The 15,472-nt window shown below is 64.2% G+C and carries 10 protein-coding genes and 1 tRNA gene; 6 read left to right on the top strand and 5 right to left on the bottom strand.

Annotation, left to right across the window (positions count from 1 at the left end; all coding sequences use genetic code 11):
- Nucleotides 1-70: 70 nt before the first annotated feature.
- Nucleotides 71-799 carry a lysozyme inhibitor LprI family protein gene (locus FJ419_RS17330; protein WP_246679233.1) on the bottom strand — a complete coding sequence of 243 codons (729 nt, stop codon included), beginning with the start codon at nt 797-799 and terminating at the stop codon, nt 71-73.
- An 85-nt stretch (nt 800-884) separates the two neighbouring features.
- On the bottom strand, nt 885-1,142 hold the full coding sequence (locus FJ419_RS17325; RefSeq protein ID WP_140542453.1) for a PepSY domain-containing protein: 258 nt from the start codon (nt 1,140-1,142) through the stop codon (nt 885-887).
- A gap of 414 nt (nt 1,143-1,556) precedes the next feature.
- On the opposite strand from FJ419_RS17325, the gene FJ419_RS17320 reads away from it, so the two are divergent.
- Both FJ419_RS17320 and FJ419_RS17315 read left to right on the top strand, forming a co-directional pair.
- On the top strand, nt 1,557-3,338 hold the full coding sequence (locus tag FJ419_RS17320; protein ID WP_140695801.1) for an adenylate/guanylate cyclase domain-containing protein: 1,782 nt from the start codon (nt 1,557-1,559) through the stop codon (nt 3,336-3,338).
- Nucleotides 3,339-3,455: 117 nt separating this feature from the next.
- The gene (locus tag FJ419_RS17315) at nt 3,456-7,682 is read left to right on the top strand and encodes a cytochrome P450 (RefSeq protein WP_140695798.1); all 4,227 of its coding nucleotides are present in this window, start codon (nt 3,456-3,458) and stop codon (nt 7,680-7,682) included.
- A gap of 100 nt (nt 7,683-7,782) precedes the next feature.
- Here FJ419_RS17315 and FJ419_RS17310 read toward each other — a convergent pair whose 3' ends face one another.
- Nucleotides 7,783-8,466 carry a Crp/Fnr family transcriptional regulator gene (locus tag FJ419_RS17310; RefSeq protein ID WP_140696343.1) on the bottom strand — a complete coding sequence of 228 codons (684 nt, stop codon included), beginning with the start codon at nt 8,464-8,466 and terminating at the stop codon, nt 7,783-7,785.
- A 576-nt stretch (nt 8,467-9,042) separates the two neighbouring features.
- Here FJ419_RS17310 and FJ419_RS17305 point away from each other — a divergent pair.
- The 4 genes from FJ419_RS17305 to FJ419_RS30800 all read left to right on the top strand — a co-directional run bounded on the left by FJ419_RS17305 (nt 9,043) and on the right by FJ419_RS30800 (nt 14,498).
- On the top strand, nt 9,043-11,883 hold the full coding sequence (locus tag FJ419_RS17305) for a S8 family serine peptidase (protein WP_246679232.1): 2,841 nt from the start codon (nt 9,043-9,045) through the stop codon (nt 11,881-11,883).
- Nucleotides 11,820-12,713: a hypothetical protein gene (locus tag FJ419_RS31185; RefSeq protein ID WP_246679231.1), complete on the top strand. Its 894-nt coding sequence runs from the start codon at nt 11,820-11,822 to the stop codon at nt 12,711-12,713. Before FJ419_RS17305 ends, FJ419_RS31185 begins: the two co-directional genes overlap by 64 nt.
- Nucleotides 12,706-14,229 (top strand): MBL fold metallo-hydrolase, encoded by a 1,524-nt coding sequence (locus FJ419_RS17300; protein ID WP_181170732.1) that lies wholly within the window; start codon nt 12,706-12,708, stop codon nt 14,227-14,229. The genes FJ419_RS31185 and FJ419_RS17300 overlap by 8 nt, the downstream gene beginning before the upstream one ends.
- Before the next feature lie 98 nt (nt 14,230-14,327).
- Entirely contained in the window at nt 14,328-14,498 is a 171-nt protein-coding gene (locus FJ419_RS30800) for a hypothetical protein (protein ID WP_181164840.1), read from the top strand.
- Nucleotides 14,499-14,584: 86 nt separating this feature from the next.
- Here FJ419_RS30800 and FJ419_RS17295 read toward each other — a convergent pair.
- A tRNA-Val gene (locus tag FJ419_RS17295) sits at nt 14,585-14,659 on the bottom strand.
- 127 nt (nt 14,660-14,786) lie between these two features.
- Complete coding sequence (locus FJ419_RS17290; protein WP_140696340.1) at nt 14,787-15,467, bottom strand: phosphoglycolate phosphatase; 681 nt, start codon at nt 15,465-15,467, stop codon at nt 14,787-14,789.
- Between the last annotated feature and the right edge of the window lie 5 nt (nt 15,468-15,472).

The raw sequence follows: 15,472 nt of genomic DNA, 5'->3' as shown, positions 1-15,472 counted from the left end.
CAGTCAGCCACCAAACTTGTGACGATGCAAGGGTGGTCCGTCGCGCTGGCTCAGCGCGGCGCCAAGGCCTTCAGGCGCCACCACATAGATGCTGGGAGTCGGGCAGGGCCCATGTGCCTTTAGACTCGAGGTCGACGGCGTAGTAGACCATGCCGCGCAGATCGTCTTTCGGACAGTCGCGCGGGATCGCGATCAGGCACATGACGATCGGATCGCCGACCTTGGAACTCGCCAGTCCCGGTTCGCGGTTATAGGAGACCGCCGTGCCGCCATTGGTAAATCGCGCTGCGCTGCCGGCTTCCGGGCCGGCGGTTTCCAGCGGGTCGTCGCCCAGCCTTGTCGTCAGCGCCGCGATATGGGTGAAGCCGCATTTTCCGATCGACACGGGCAGGGGCTGATCGGTTGGCTTCGGCGTCCTTGCCGCAAAGTCGAGCGCCTTCTTGCCGATGAGCGCGATATTGTAGTCCTGCACCCATTGCGGCGCATTGCCGTAAGTCTGCAACGCATTGTTCTGGGCGCTGACGATGCAGGCTGCGTCCGTCTTGCAGGCATTCCGGTCGGCGGCCAGTCCCCTGGCGATTCCGCGCTTGTCGCCGCCGAAGGCGGGTTCGAAGCCGGCATAGGCCCTGGTGACCAAAGCATCGATGGCCGACATTTGCGGGTCGGCGCAGATCGCCTTTTCGGCGGGCAACTGCGCCTTTCGGCAATCGAAGGACGGGCCGTCCGCGCGCGCTGGAAGCAATGTCCCAAGCGCCGATGCGGCCACAAGCAAGGCGATTGCGCTGATGTGAAGCCGCATGTCTGTCCTCCGTCCGCCCTGTTTCGATAATCAAGTCTATGCCGAACGCAGGTCCTTCGGAATGGCGGAGGCAGGGCAACAGGGCCTATTTGGGTTCGCCGGTCACGGGATCGTAGGTGATTTGGACCTTAGCCTTGTCCGTCGTGTAGTAGGTGATGGTGTAGCCGTCGCTATCCCATTCGACCTCCTTCACATAGCGGAAGTCGGTGCGGTGCTCGACCTTGGCGACGATCTCCGAGAGCTTCTTGGCATTTTGCGGCGGCAGTGGCTGGTCGTCCGCCGCAAAGGCTTGTCCACTGATAAGCAGGAAAGCGATACCGGTTGCTGAAACAACAGTGCGCATGAGAGCCCTCAAATCTCGTCGGCGTCAGTGCCGTCAGAAACTCGCACGCAGGCGGGTTGGTTCCGCAGCGCTGCAATAACGGACTTTTGCAGCGCATGCCTCGATGAAGCCGATTCTTGCCGGCAGGAACCGGCCAATATTGCCTAGCGGAGAAAGTATAATAATTTCAACTGGTAAAGTCGCGCTTCGGATGTGTCTCCTGACGTAACGAACGACTAACCATGCGCCGGAGGGTGAATTCGCCATATTAGCTGTTCGTGGTAGAGCTTTCGCCAAGACCCTGATAGAATTCTGGTCATAACAGGGTGGCAACAGTGCGCCGGGCCTGCCGAGGATTTCCGTCGGCAGCCGGCGACGCGTTTCTTTGAGCGCAGGTCGCCTGTTCTGGACTGCAGTGGGACTGGGGGCTCAATCATGGCTGAACGGAACTATACCCGTCAGCTTGCGACAATCATTTCAATCGACGCCGTAGGATTCTCGAGGCTTATGGGCATCGACGACGAGTTGGCTGTTGCCGCCTTCGAGGAACGGCGCGACATCATCGCCGACAGTTGCGGCGCATTTGGCGGACGCACGTTCGGCGATGCCGGCGACAGCATCATGGCCGAATTCGGCAATCCAATCGAAGCCTTGCGGGCAGCCTTCGATTTCCAGGCCCGGGTCGTGGCGCTGAATGCCGCTGTCGCCGAGGACATGCGCATGCCTTTTCGCGCCGGGATCAACACCGGCGACGTCATCGTCCGTGAGGGCCGTCTCTACGGTGACGACGTGAATATCGCGGCCAGGCTTCAGGAATTCGCGCCGCATGACGGCGTCGCCATCTCGGCGACGACGTGGCATCACGTGAGGGACAAGACGGCCGCCGTCTTCACCGATCTCGGCGAGTTCAGCCTGAAGAACATCGCCCTGCCGGTGCGGGTCCTGATCGCCGGCCGCGGCGGCAACGGCCCTGCCGCGACGGCTTCCTTCGCTTCCATTCCCGCCACGCCGGGTCATTCCAGGCCGATCGCCAAGGGCCCCCCGGCAATCGCCGTGCTGCCGTTCCAGGGCAACGGCAGCGAACCCGATGTCGGCTACATGGCCGACGGTATCGCCGAGGACATCATCTACGGTCTTTCCAACACGCGCTGGCTTTCGGTCATCGCCAAGGGCTCGAGCTTCCAGTTCCGCGACGACAGCCTCGGCACAAGGCTCATCGGCAACGCGCTGGGCGCCCGCTACATCGTCAGCGGCACGTTGGCGCGCTCCAACAGGCAGATCCGCCTCAACACGTCGCTCACCGATACCTCGAACGGGCGTCTGGTCTGGTCGCAACGCTTCGACCGCGACCTCGTCGACATCTTCAGCCTGCGCGACCAGATCGGCAGCGAGATCGTTTCCATCCTCGACAAGGAGGTCGACCGCGCCGAGCAGGCGCGCACGTTCCAGGTGCCGTGGGAAAGCCTCGAGACCTGGCAACTGGTCAGGCGCGGCCGCTGGCACATGAACAGGCGGACACGGCGCGATACCGAAATCGCGCTCGACTTCTTCGACAAGGCCTACCAGGAAGATCCGAATTCGAGCGCCGTGCTCAACGAGCTCGCATGGTGGTATTTCTGGAGGGCATGGTTGCGCTTCGGCGACAATGACGATCTGGAGAAAGTCGAGACGCTTGCGCGCAAGGCGCTGCTGATGGACAGCCTCGATGCGCGTCCGCATGCCTATCTCGGCGCCGCCGACATCATGCGCGGCCTGCCGGCATTGGCAGCCGAGCATCTCGCCGAAGCGATCCACATCAATCCGAGCTTCGCCTTCGCCCGCTCGGCCATGGGCAGCGCGTATCTTTTGCTTGGCGATGCGACCGGCGCGATACCGTTCTTCCTCGACACCGAACGGTTGAGCCCGTTCGACCTCTATCGCTTCCACAATCTGGGGGAACTGGCCGCGGCCTATTGCTTCGTCGAGGACTGGCAGGCCGCGATCGCCACCGCCGAGCGCTCGCTCAACCTGTCGCCGGGCTACTTTTACGCAAGATTCCTGAAGATAGGCGCCCTGATGAGAAGCGGGCGGCGCGACGAGGCGGCGCATGAACTCGCGATTTTCATGACCAGGCACCCCGATTTTTCCGAGCAGAGGATACGCTGGATACCGTTCGTGGACCCGGCCAAGAACAATTTCCTGATCGGCAATTTCGATCGGGCCAAGTCTGCCGCATGATCGCCGGGGCCGACAACAAATGACTGTGAACGAATTCACATACGCCGGACCGATGCAAACCTAGGCCAGACAATGCCGGCATCGCATTGACGTGGATAGCCGGGGGGCTTGAACGCGATGATCACTTTGAAGTACTTCGCCGCTGTCCGCGCCGCTCAGAAGAGCCAGCGTCCGCTCGCCGAAATGCCACCGTTCGACATCAACCGGCTGCGTTCCAAGAGCGGCATTGCTTCCCGCATCGCCGGCTTTCTTCTGGGCGATCCGCGCTGGCTGCTGGCGCTGCTGCGCCGTTTCTGGCCGAATCTCGGCTTCGGCAATTTCCTGCTGGTCACCAAAGGCGCGGACGTTCGCGACATATTGGAGCGGGGCGACGAGTTCGAAACGCCTTACGGGCCGGAAATGGCCGAACTCGCCCGGGGTTCGAATTTCATTCTCGGCATGCAGGACGGCGCCGCGTACCGGCAGATGAAATCGGCGGTGCTGAGCGCGTTCCCGCCGGCGGAGGTCGAAGTCGCCGTCAGGCCGATCGCCGAGCGCCATTCGCACGACATCATGACCCGCGCCAGCCCCGGCTTCGATGCCATCGCCGGATTGATGAAGATCGTGCCGGTGCGCATCTGCCGCGATTACTTCGGCCTCGAGATCGACGACGAAACCGAGTTCGCCGACTGGTCGATCGCGCTCAGCGCGCTGTTCTTTTCCGATCCGACGGCAAGTCCCACCACGCGCCAGCTTGCCGTGGTCGGCGGCGATCGGCTGATCAAGGTCATAAACCGTTCGATCGCCGCGGTCAGGGAGAGAACGGGCAAGGACGACCGGCCGCTTGCCCGCCTCGTCGCGCTGATGGACCAAGGGCGCCTGTCCTTGCCCGACATTCATTCCATCATGCTCGGCATGGTCGCGGGCTTTGTGCCGACCAACGTGCTTGCCGGCAGCAATTGCCTGGATGTGATCCTGTCGCGATCCGATGCGCGGCAGGCCGTGGATGAGGCCATCGCGGCCGGCGACACCGACAAGCTCGACCGGGCGATCATGGAAGCCATGCGGTTCAAGCCGATCTGGATCGGGCCCTGGCGCTATACCAGGCGTGACGCGGTCATCGGCAAGGGCACGCGCCGCGAGCGCCTGGTCAAGGCCGGAACGGTGGTCATGCCGGCGACGCTTTCAGCGATGTTCGATCCGGAGATCGTGCAGCGGCCGAACGAGTTCGATACGTCGCGCCCGCATCGCGACTACATGGTTTTCGGTTACGGCATCCATCTGTGCATCGGCGCCGAGATCGCCCGCATCCAGATCGGCGAATGCATCCGCGCGCTGTTCGGCAAACCGAAGCTCGCCCGCGCGCAGGGCAGGGCCGGCAAGATGGTCAATGTCGGCGCCTATCCGGCAAGCCTCAAGGTCGATTTCGAGCGCCCGCCGCTTTGCCGCACCACCGACCAGTCGATGGTGACGGTTGTCTGCCCGATCACCCGCGCCATGCCGCTCGATGCGGTGCGCGGCAAGGTCGCCGACCTCGGCAATCCCGCGATTGGCGAAATCAGCGCCGCACTCGACAAGGTCGCCACCATACATTTCACCAGCCTGGCCGTCGCGCCTACCGGCAGGGACGAAAAAACCGGGACCGAGAACGGCGCGCTGGTGTTCGAAGTCTCCGGCGACGGCAGCACCGACGACGTCATTGCCGCCATTGCGCAATCGATCGGGCATCGGCTGCGGCCGATCTTCAGGGATGTCTGCGGCCTGCCGGACGGCGGCTCGCTGGAGGACTTCCTGAAGAAAAACCATATAGAAATTTCGCCGTCCTTCGGCAGCGCCGCGGGGCTGGTTTTTTCCGGCACGCCCGGTCATTCCGTGCGGCGGATCCTGGCCGAGGCCAAGCTCGCCGACAGCGTGCGCGAGATCGTCGAAAAGCCGCGCGCGGGCGCCGGCAACGCGATGGACGTGCTGGCCGAAGCGCGCCGGCATGTCCGCTGCCTCGGGCAATTCGACTGGGCGTTCGAGTCCGCCGAAAGCCTGCTGGAAAGGCCGCCCGGCCACTGGTCGCGCGCGCTGACGACGACGCTTTTGACGCCGGCGATGTTCGCCACTGTCGCGATCGTCGTTCTCGCCTTTTGGCGCATGACTTATGTGCTCGTGTTCGGGAATCCGCATGGCATCACCATTGCCAACATCGCGATCGCCGGCGCCGCGCTTCTGCTTACGGTACTCGGTCTGCTGGCTATTCTGGCTCTGTTCGTGGGCCTTTGCTTCCTGGCGTTGCGGCGGCTCGAAGACAGGGACCGGCCGGCGAACACGCCGGTCGATATCGGCGCGCTGGAAAAGATCCTCGCCAATGAGGACCACTGCGCGCAGAACAACCTGACGGCGATCTCGACGATGAAGCCGGGGATCTTGCGGCGTCTGGCGCTAAGGCTCGCCTTCTACCTGATCTCGATATCGGCGCAGAAAGTGTTCAGGCCGGGCTTCCTCGCCACCATCAACACCATTCATTTCGCCCGCTGGGTGCTGCTGCCCGGCACCGACAGGCTGGTGTTCTTCTCCAATTACGGTGGCAGCTGGGAAAGTTATCTGGAGGATTTCATCGCCAAGGCCTCGGCCGGCCTGACCGGCGTGTGGAGCAACACCGAAGGCTATCCGCGCACGCGCTGGCTGTTCCTGGACGGCGCGCGCGACGGCGATCGTTTCAAGCGCTGGGCGCGGCGCCAGCAGGTGCCGACGCTGTTCTGGTACAGCGCCTATCCGCATCTCAACACACCGCGCATCCGTATCAACTCCAGGATCAGGCGCGGCATCGCATCGGCAACCGGCAACGAGGCGCGCGACTGGCTGAGCTTGTTCGGTTCGCTGCCGCGCCCGCAAGCACAGCCGGCGGACGCGACCAGCCTGCCTGAACTGCCGTCCGCGCCGCTCGAAGAGCTGGAATCGGGTGAAATCCAATCCATCTTCTTCGGCCCGTTCGGCGCGCTCGGCCATGCGCACATGCTTGCGATCCAGGTGCCGGAAGGATTGCCGGCAACGAAGCGCAAGGCGTGGCTCGACTTCGTGACCGAAAGAACCAGCTTCGGCGACGGCGTGCCTGCCGGCCGCGCCATGACCGTGGCGTTCGGCCCCAACGGACTGCGCCGGCTGGGGCTCGAGGGCGGCGTCGACGACGAGCCGTTGGACACGTTTCCTGTCGCCTTCCGGCAAGGCATGGGAACGCCCGAGCGCAGCCGCATCCTCAACGACACCGGTCCGGACGCCCCCGACAAATGGCAGTGGGGGTCGCCCGCCAATCCCGCCGACGTCGTCATCGTCTGCTATGCCGAGACGCCGGCCGCTTTGAAGGCGGAGATCGCGGCCATGAAGCGACAGACGACAGGCGCGGGGATGGCCGTGGCTGCCGAACTGCCGCTGATGGTGCGGCGCGACGGCAAGCGGGCCGTCGAGCATTTCGGCTTCGTCGACGGCATCTCGCAACCGATCGTTCGGGGCACGTCGCGCGCCGCCAAGGGAGCCGCGCCGATGCATTTGCTGGCACCAGGCGAGTTCCTGTTCGGCTACCGCGACGAGCACGGCTTCTACCCGGCTTCGCCGTCGGTGGACGCGGCGCTGGACCGAACCGGCATCCTGTCGCAAGTGCGGCGCAACCGTCAGATACCGGGGCAGCCGCCTCCGCCGCGCGATTTCGGCCGCAACGGCACCTTCCTCGTCCTGCGCCAGTTCGAGCAGCATGTCGAACTGTTCGACGATTATTGCAGGAAGGCCGCGACGCAGGCAGCAAATGAGACAGGCGACGCCGCCATCACCCCGCATTGGGTGGCGGCAAAGATGCTCGGTCGCTGGCAGGACGGAAGCTCTCTGGTGCGCAATCCGAACGGACGCCCGGGCCGCGGCATCGACAATGATTTCGCGCTCGGCGCCGAGGATCCGCAGGGGCATGCCTGTCCGCTCGGCTCCCACATACGCCGTTCCAATCCGCGCGATTCACTCGGCGAGGACCGCGAGACGCAGATCAGAATCGGCAAGCGCCATCGCATCCTGCGCGTCGGCCGCACCTACGAGAAGAAGGACAAGGGCGGGAAGACGGAGAAGGGCCTGCTGTTCATGTGCCTCAACGCCGATATCGAACGCCAATACGAGTTCATCCAGCAGACCTGGGTCTCGTCCAATTCGTTCCAGGGCCTGGTCGGCGAGACGGATCCGACGATCGGCGCGCGGGGCGGCGGCGGCCGGTTCTCGATCCCATCCTGGGAAAAGGTCACCGTGCTCAAGGATGTGCCGCAGTTCGTCACCACGAAAGGCGGCGGCTATTTCTTCATGCCGAGCCGGTCGGCGCTGCGCTATCTGATCTCGCGGCTCTGACCGGGTGCGCTGAAAGCAGTTCGTCGTTTCTCGAAAGCGACGAACCGCCGGATACATGGCGAAGTCGACGGGCAGGCCACGGCGAAGACGCCGAGCCTGCTCAGTCGTCGTCCTGCGATTGGGCGATCTGGTTCAGCGCGGCGGCGTTGGTGATGCGCAGGCCGCCGCGCTTGATGGCGATCATGTGCCGGCTGCGCCAGTCGTTCAGCGTCTTGTTGACGGATTCGCGCGTCGCGCCGAGGAATTCGCCGAGCTCCGACTGCGAAATCGGAATCCAGCCGGCAGCGTCGGCCATCACCCCACTCAGGAACACGAGCCGCTTTGCCAGCCTGGCCTCGATACCGAAAAAGGCCTGGTCGCCCAGCTCGCCGCTGACCCAGCGCAGCCGCGTGCACAGCAATTCGATCATCGCGCGGGCCAGGGGCGGGTTTTTCTCAATGCGGTCGAAGAGTTGTGTCCGGCTCAGCGAAACCAGCTCGCATGCCGTAAGGCAGATGGCGGTCGCCGTGCGCGGGCGCCCATCCAGGGCTCCGATCTCGCCTACGAGGCTGCGCGACAGCTCGATATTGGCCACCAGCTTCTGCCCACCGGGCGAATAGATCGAAATCTCGACGGTGCCGCTCATCACGCCGTAGATGCGGTCGGAAGCGTCCTCCTGGACGAACAAATGCTGGCCGGCGGCATAGCGCTCGAGCTTGCAGCCGCCGAACAACAGGTCGAAGTGGCGCGGGTCGATGCGCGCCAGGCGCGGCAGGTTCCTGTCGTCCGCGCCGTTTGTAGCCATGATGCGATTCCGCCTCTCGTTAGACGGAAATTGTAGGATAAGTGCGTGCTCGATCAAAGCGTCGTCTCCTTCTGTGGTGGCTGACCGAAATCGGCAGGTGGCGGACAGACGTTCCATGTCACGCGTCACACGCCGAAATTGGATAAGCCGGCAAACTGTAAGGAGACCGGGCGCACTGGCGGTTGCGGGCCGATCTTGGAAACGCCATCCGCGCGCTTGGGTGGGAGGTGCCCATGCGCGCAGACGGCAAACCTGAAAATGGCTAGGTGATCGAAATTTCTCCTCGAGAACCGCATCCATATCGCAGTCCGGCAGCAGCTTCGGACGCTGTAGTCAGCTCGGGCCGTCGATGCCGCCGCTACAACATCTGAGCGCAAGCCCTGTTCGGCGTATGTGAAGGCGTTCACAGATATACGCATCGGGCGGACCGATGGTTATTTTAGAAGTGTATGGTCTTTGCTTTGCAACCGGCATGATTGCCTAGTCGGCAAAGAGATCAACCGAAGTATGGCTGGAACCTTGTCTTGACTACAGGTGACGGTCGGCCTCATGGTTCACTTTGGGGAGGGGCAGGCCATGGCAGCCGCGAAGGGACTCCTTGTAAAGGTTCGCGGCGACGGCGCGCAGCTCTCGGTCCGAGGCGGGCCGCCCCGGATTGGCGGCATCGAAGCCGAGCCGATCCTCTCTCTGCCTGCCGACGCGAGCGCCGGCACGGCCGCGGCCGGGGATCGCGGCGCCACCTGGTTTCGGTTGGCCACGGACGCCGCCGATACAGACAACCCCTGGGACCATGCCCACGATCTTGTCGCCCGGAACCCGGCGCTGGCGGCCGCGGGCGCCGAGGTGCTCGCAATCGAGCCCGATATCGTGCAGCAGTGGGATTATAAGGACAGCGGCGGCGATCGCGGCATGGCGGCAAGCGCAGCTCCGGTCTGTGCATTCGACGATCAGGACCCGCAGGGCGGACAGGCGGTGGTCGCGGGGCGAGTCGCCTGGAATGCCGCGCCGGACTTCAGCCAGTTCGCGGCGGCGCGCGAGAAGGTAGGCGCCAAGCAGGCCAACATCACCATCGCCCATCTCGATACCGGTTTCGATCCGGGCCATCAGACCATTCCGGCCGCGCTTCTTACAGCGCAGCAGCGCAATTTCGTCGACGACGGGACGGGTCCGAACAACGCGACCGACCACGCTCCGGCCGGCACGCTGATCAGCAATCGCGGCCATGGAACCGGCACGCTCAGCCTGCTTGCCGGCAACAAGCTCGACGGCTCCTCGCCGCACTGGCCGGGCTTCAACGATTTCGTCGGCGGCGCGCCACTGGCGAAAATCCTGCCGGTGCGCATCGCCGACTGGGTGGTGCGGCTGACCACCGGAACCATGGTGCAAGGCATCGACTATGCGCGCAAGCAGGGAGCGCAGGTGTTGTCGATGAGCATGGGCGGCCTCGCCTCGCTGGCTTTGGTCGACGCCGTCAACCTTGCCTACGACCACGGTGTGGTCATGGTCACGGCGGCCGGCAACAATTTCACCATCACGCCGCGCAGCATCGTCTATCCGGCGCGCTACAACCGGGTGCTTGCGGCCTGCGGCGTGATGGGCGACGGGCGCGCCTATGCCGGGCTCTCCTTCGGCACCATGCAGGGCAATTACGGGCCGCCTTCGAAGATGGATACGGCGCTCGGCGCCTACACGCCGAATGTGCCCTGGGCAGAGATCGATTGTCGCAAGGTGGTCGACATGGACGGCAGCGGCACCTCCGCCGCCACCCCGCAGGTCGCTGCGGCGGCCGCTCTCTGGCTCGCCGAGCATTGGGACGTGGTGAAGGATTATCCTCAGCCCTGGATGCGTGTCGAGGCCGTACGCAAGGCCTTGTTCGCGAAGGCCTTGAAATCGACGGCCAAGATGAATGCGGCGGAGACGAAGGAGAAGATCGGGCAGGGCGTCTTGCGGGCCTTCGATGCGCTGGGCTTCCAGCCGCCGGCGGCGAGCAGCATGTCGAAGCTCGAACCCGCCACCTACACGTGGAGCTGGCTGGACCTTTTGACCGGAGGGAATTCGTTGGCGGCGCAACCGCCGGCGACGCTTCGGCAGCGGATGATGTTTGCGCTGGAACTGACGCAGATGGCGCAAACCACGGCGGCAGTCGACCAGGCGATCGCCGACCCGGATGGCGATCCTGGCAAGGTTTCGTCGGCGGCGCGCAACCGCTATCTGGAGGCGGCGCTCGACCAAGGCAATCCGTCGAAGCCGTTGCAGCCTTTTCTGGAAGGATGGCTGGACCGGCCAAGCGCCAGCGTAGCGGTTCCGGCGCCAGTCATGGGCCCGGCACCAGCCATCAGGCGCAAGCCGCGGCCGCTGCCGCCGCCGCAACGGCGCCTGCGCATCTACGCCCTCGATCCGTCGGTGGCGAAACGGCTCGATTCGGTTTCGGTCTACCAGGCGACGCTTTCGGTGCCGTGGGACGACGAGCCTGCGACGGAAAAGCCGCTGCTGCCCGGTCCGATCGGCGAATATCTCGAGGTGGTCGATGTCGACCCCGCGTCCGACCGCGTCTACGATCCGGTCGACCTCAACGACAAGGTGCTGCTGGCGCAGGACGGCCTGCCGCCTTCGGAGGGCAATCCGAAATTCCACCAGCAGATGGTCTACGCGGTGGCCATGACCACGATCGGCCATTTCGAGCGCGCTCTTGGCCGGCGGGCGTTGTGGGCGCCGCACTACGCCGAGGCTCCCGGCCGGACCGGCGACATGACTGCGAAGGCACATTACGTGCCGCGCCTGCGCATCTATCCGCATGCGTTGCGTGCCGAGAATGCCTATTACAGCCCGGAAAAGAAGGCGCTGCTGTTCGGCTATTTCCCGGCGACCAGCAATCAGGGCGACGTCACCACGCCCGGAACGACGGTGTTTTCGTGCCTGTCCAGCGACATCGTCGCGCATGAGATGTCGCACGCTTTGCTCGACGGGCTGCACCGCCGCTTCCAGGAAGCATCCAACCCCGATGTGCCGGCCTTCCACGAGGCTTTCGCCGATATCGTCGCGCTGTTCCAGCATTTCACCCTGAAGGAACTGGTCGGCTTCGAGATCGGCAAGGCGAGGGGCGAATTGTCGGCCGCCTCGCTGCTTTCCGGTATCGCCAAGCAGTTCGGAGAAGGCAGCGGCCGGGCCGGGCCGTTGCGCGAATATGGCGGCGCCGGCATGGCCGACCTCGACTACGACAAGACTTTCGAGGCGCATGATCGTGGCTCGATCCTGGTTTTCGCTGTCTACCAGGCCTTCCTGGCCATCGCCGACCGGCGGACCGACGACCTGATCCAGCTTGCCACCGGCGGCTCCGGCTGCCGGCGGGCACCTTGCATCCGAGCTTGGTCGAGCGCCTCACCGACGAGGTTGCCAAGACCGCCACGCAGATGCTGACCATGTGCATCCGCGCGCTCGACTATTGCCCTTCCGTCGACATCAGCTTCGGCGAATATCTGCGCGCGCTGATCACCGCCGACCGCGACGCCTACCCGGACGATCCGCTGCACTATCGCTTGGCCTTCCTGGAATCCTTCCGCAAATGGAAGCTGTTGCCGCGCGACGTTCGCACCATCTCGGAGGAGACGCTCGCCTGGAGCGCGCCGGAAGATCCGTCGCCCGTCTGGCTGAAGGGCCTGCTCGGCAAGATCGACCTCGGCTGGAACCAGAAATTGAAGCGGGCCGAGATCTTCGCGCTCAACGACAAGAACCGTTATGCGCTGTGGAAGGCGATGCACAAGGCCTTCGCCTCCGATCCGGACCTCTACAAGCAGTTCGGCCTGCTGCCCGACCTGCCGCGCTACAATGAGGACGGCACGGTCATGCATGCGCCCAAGAAAGGCGAGACGACGTTCGACATCTACAGCGTGCGCCCCACGCGTCGCGTCGAGCCGGACGGCTCGTTCCGCGTCGAGGTGGTGGCGGTCATCCAGCAGCGCATTCCGGTTGCGCTGGACGGCACGGCGATGCCGCAGGGAATGGCCAAAGGGGAAGGTTTCTTCTGGTTCCGCGGCGGCGCCACGATCATCATCGATCCGCGCGAGGGGTTCGAGGAGATCCGCTACTCCATCATCAAGAACACCGGCAGCACGGACCGGCAGAAGCGGCAGGCCGGAACGATGGCGGCCAATTATCTGTCGCCGCTGCGAGCGCTCTATTTCGGCGGCGAAGTATCGGAGCCTTTTGCGTTGTTGCATGCCAGCGACGGAGACGACGACCATGTCTAGAAAGCCGGCGACAAGAACTAGGCCGGCAAAAGCGGCTCCCGCGGCGACGCCGGCATTAGGCATCACCGTCAGGCATTACTGCCAGGGCATCGGCGACTGCCACTTGCTGACGTTCAAGAAGCCGGACGGTAAGCCGTTCCGCATTCTCATCGATTGCGGGATTCATGTTTCGATCAAGAGTGGCTCGGCGCTGGTCGCCGACATCGTCGCCGACTTCAAGAAGGAGACCGGCGGCAGGATCGACATTCTCGTCGTCACGCACGAACACTGGGACCATGTCTCCGGCTTCCTGACCGCGAAGGACCTTTTCAGGGATTTTGTCGTCGGCGATGTCTGGATGGCCTGGACCGAAAATCCTGCGGACGCCGAAGCCGCGGAACTCGACAAGTTCAAGGGCCAGGCGCTGGCGGCCTTGCAAGGCGTAGGCCAGAAGCTCGACGGGATGCAGGGGCTCAGTTCTTACATGGCCGGGGTGCGCGACGGCCTGCAGTCGGTGCTCGGCTTCCAGTTCGGCGCCGCCGGCGAGCGGGTGCGCTCGGCCCGCGACTCCGCGGCAAAGCTGTCGCAAAAACCGTCGCCGACCTATTTCGAGCCCGGCGGGCCGCCGGTGACGATCGACGCATTGCCCAACCTGCGCGTTTATGTGCTCGGCCCGCCGCGCGACAAGGCGGCGCTTCGACTGGAGGAAAAGGCGAGCGAGATGTTCCCGCTGGCCAGCGGCGGCCCGTACGCGCGGGCGCTGGCGAGTGGCCTCAAGATCAACGAGGCGGCCGATGCCGGTTACGTCGACGAGCTCAGTCCGTTCGAGCGCAATGTCGGCACGCCGCTCTCCGCGGCGCTCGCCGGCGACAAGGGCAGCGACCCGGCCATCGACATCGCCGCCTTTGTCCGCAAGCATTATTCCGGGCCAGTCTCGGCCGCGGCATTCATGGAAAACCGCGACCAGTCCTGGCGGCGCATCGACGCCGACTGGATGGGGATCGCCGCCGATCTGGCCTTGCAGCTCGACCGCGGCGTCAACAACACCAGTCTGGTGCTCGCCTTCGAATTCATCGACAGCGGCCGGGTGTTGCTGTTCCCCGGCGACGCCCAGATAGGCAACTGGCTAAGCTGGAAGGACCTGAAATGGCCGGTGGGGCAGAGCACCGTCACATCGGCCGATCTTTTGGCGCGCACCGTCTATCTCAAGGTCGCGCATCACGGCAGCCAGAACGCCACGCCGCAGAAACAGGGTTTCGATCTGCTAACGAGCAGCGACCTGTCGGCCTTCATCCCGACCAACAAGGTGGACGCGGTGAAAGTGCACTGGGGCGAGATGCCCTATGACGGCATCCTGACCGCGCTCGAGACGAAGACCAAGGGCCGCGTCATCCGTGCCGATGATCCGTGGCTGGCGCACAAGAATGGAAAGCCGGCCTTTGCCGCGCCGTCCGGCTCGATCCAGGCGGTGCGCAGCGCGCCGCGCGACGCGGCGCGCGGGCCAGGCGGACTGTGGGTCGAGGTGGATCTGGTCTGACAATTCATGCCGAGCCGATTGCGAAAAAACGAAAACCGCTCTATGGAGCACTCGGCTGAGTGAGGGCGGCCATCCAACACATTGCACAAGGTCGCCCCATGCCCGATGCATTCTCCCGCGTCATCGCCTTCCTTGCGGTGGTCACAGCCCTGCTGTTTGCCGGGCTGCATTTCCATCAAGGCCACATCATCGCCACGCTTTACTTCATGACCGGCGCCATTCTGGTGACCGCCGTGACGCGCATGAACGTGAGGAGAGGGCTGATTTAGGCGCCAGCGGCGTCTAAGCCGGCTGCGCACGTAGCGATGATTGTGAATTGGTGGGCTGGATCATCAAACCCAATCAGTGAGTTGGATGGTGGGCGATGCAGGGATTGAACCTGCGACCCCACCCGTGTGAAGGGTGTGCTCTCCCGCTGAGCTAATCGCCCGCCTTAGGCCCGAAGGCCGAAGCGAGCCGCGATATAAGGGAGGCGGGTGCGCGAAGTCAAGGCGATGTGCCAAGCTTATCGCGCGGACCGGTTTCCGGTTTCTCAATCATCCCGATCCGAGTTCCGCTCAGCGTGCTGCCGCGATCAACCGCTCGGCCAGTTGCGGCGTCAGCGTGTCGAAATGCGAGATCACCAGAGTTGGCTCGAATTCGCGCACATGGCGGTCGGTGTAGCCAAAATCGACCGCGACCACGGGAATGCCGGCTGCCTTGGCGGTGTCGATGTCGGTCTGCGAATCGCCGATCATCAAGGCGTTCTCCGCATCGCCGCCGGCTAGCCGGATCGTCTCGGTGAGATGGCGCGGATCCGGTTTGCGGAAAGCAAAAGTGTCCTGGCCGCAGATCGCGGCAAAATAGTTCGACATGCCCAGCGCGCCGATCAGCGTCGCGGAATTGGCTTCGTATTTGTTGGTGCAGACTGCCATCAGATAGCCGGCGGCCTTGAAACGGTCGAGCGCGGCGACGACGCCTGGGTAGGGGCGCGACTTGCCGGGAATGTTCAGCGTGTAATGGTCGAGGAACAGCTTCAGCAGCCGGTCGTGCTCTTCGGCCACCAGCGCCTTGTTCTGCGCGGCATGCGCGCGTTCGATCATGACGCGGCCGCCATGGCCGACGAAGCGTCTGAAGCCGGCTTCGTCGACAGCGGCGAGGTCGCTCGCCGCCAGGCTGTGGTTGAGGCTGTCGAGCAGGTCGGGCGCGGTGTCGATCAGCGTTCCATCCAGGTCGAAGACGATGATCGGGCGGGTCATGGGTG

The sequence above is a fragment of the Mesorhizobium sp. B2-6-2 genome (assembly GCF_006440615.1).
In the GTDB taxonomy this organism is placed as follows: domain Bacteria; phylum Pseudomonadota; class Alphaproteobacteria; order Rhizobiales; family Rhizobiaceae; genus Mesorhizobium.
Note: the sequence above shows the minus strand (reverse complement) of the source record. Positions and strands in the feature narration are given on the sequence as shown.

Bases quoted from the DNA above. Each gene is read 5' to 3' on its own strand.
- FJ419_RS17330 (WP_246679233.1), bottom strand. From the start codon at position 799: ATGCGGCTTCACATCAGCGCAATCGCCTTGCTTGTGGCCGCATCGGCG.
- FJ419_RS17325 (WP_140542453.1), bottom strand. From the start codon at position 1,142: ATGCGCACTGTTGTTTCAGCAACCGGTATCGCTTTCCTGCTTATCAGT.
- FJ419_RS17320 (WP_140695801.1), top strand. From the start codon at position 1,557: ATGGCTGAACGGAACTATACCCGTCAGCTTGCGACAATCATTTCAATC.
- FJ419_RS17315 (WP_140695798.1), top strand. From the start codon at position 3,456: ATGATCACTTTGAAGTACTTCGCCGCTGTCCGCGCCGCTCAGAAGAGC.
- FJ419_RS17310 (WP_140696343.1), bottom strand. From the start codon at position 8,466: ATGGCTACAAACGGCGCGGACGACAGGAACCTGCCGCGCCTGGCGCGC.
- FJ419_RS17305 (WP_246679232.1), top strand. From the start codon at position 9,043: ATGGCAGCCGCGAAGGGACTCCTTGTAAAGGTTCGCGGCGACGGCGCG.
- FJ419_RS17300 (WP_181170732.1), top strand. From the start codon at position 12,706: ATGTCTAGAAAGCCGGCGACAAGAACTAGGCCGGCAAAAGCGGCTCCC.
- FJ419_RS30800 (WP_181164840.1), top strand. From the start codon at position 14,328: ATGCCCGATGCATTCTCCCGCGTCATCGCCTTCCTTGCGGTGGTCACA.
- FJ419_RS17290 (WP_140696340.1), bottom strand. From the start codon at position 15,467: ATGACCCGCCCGATCATCGTCTTCGACCTGGATGGAACGCTGATCGAC.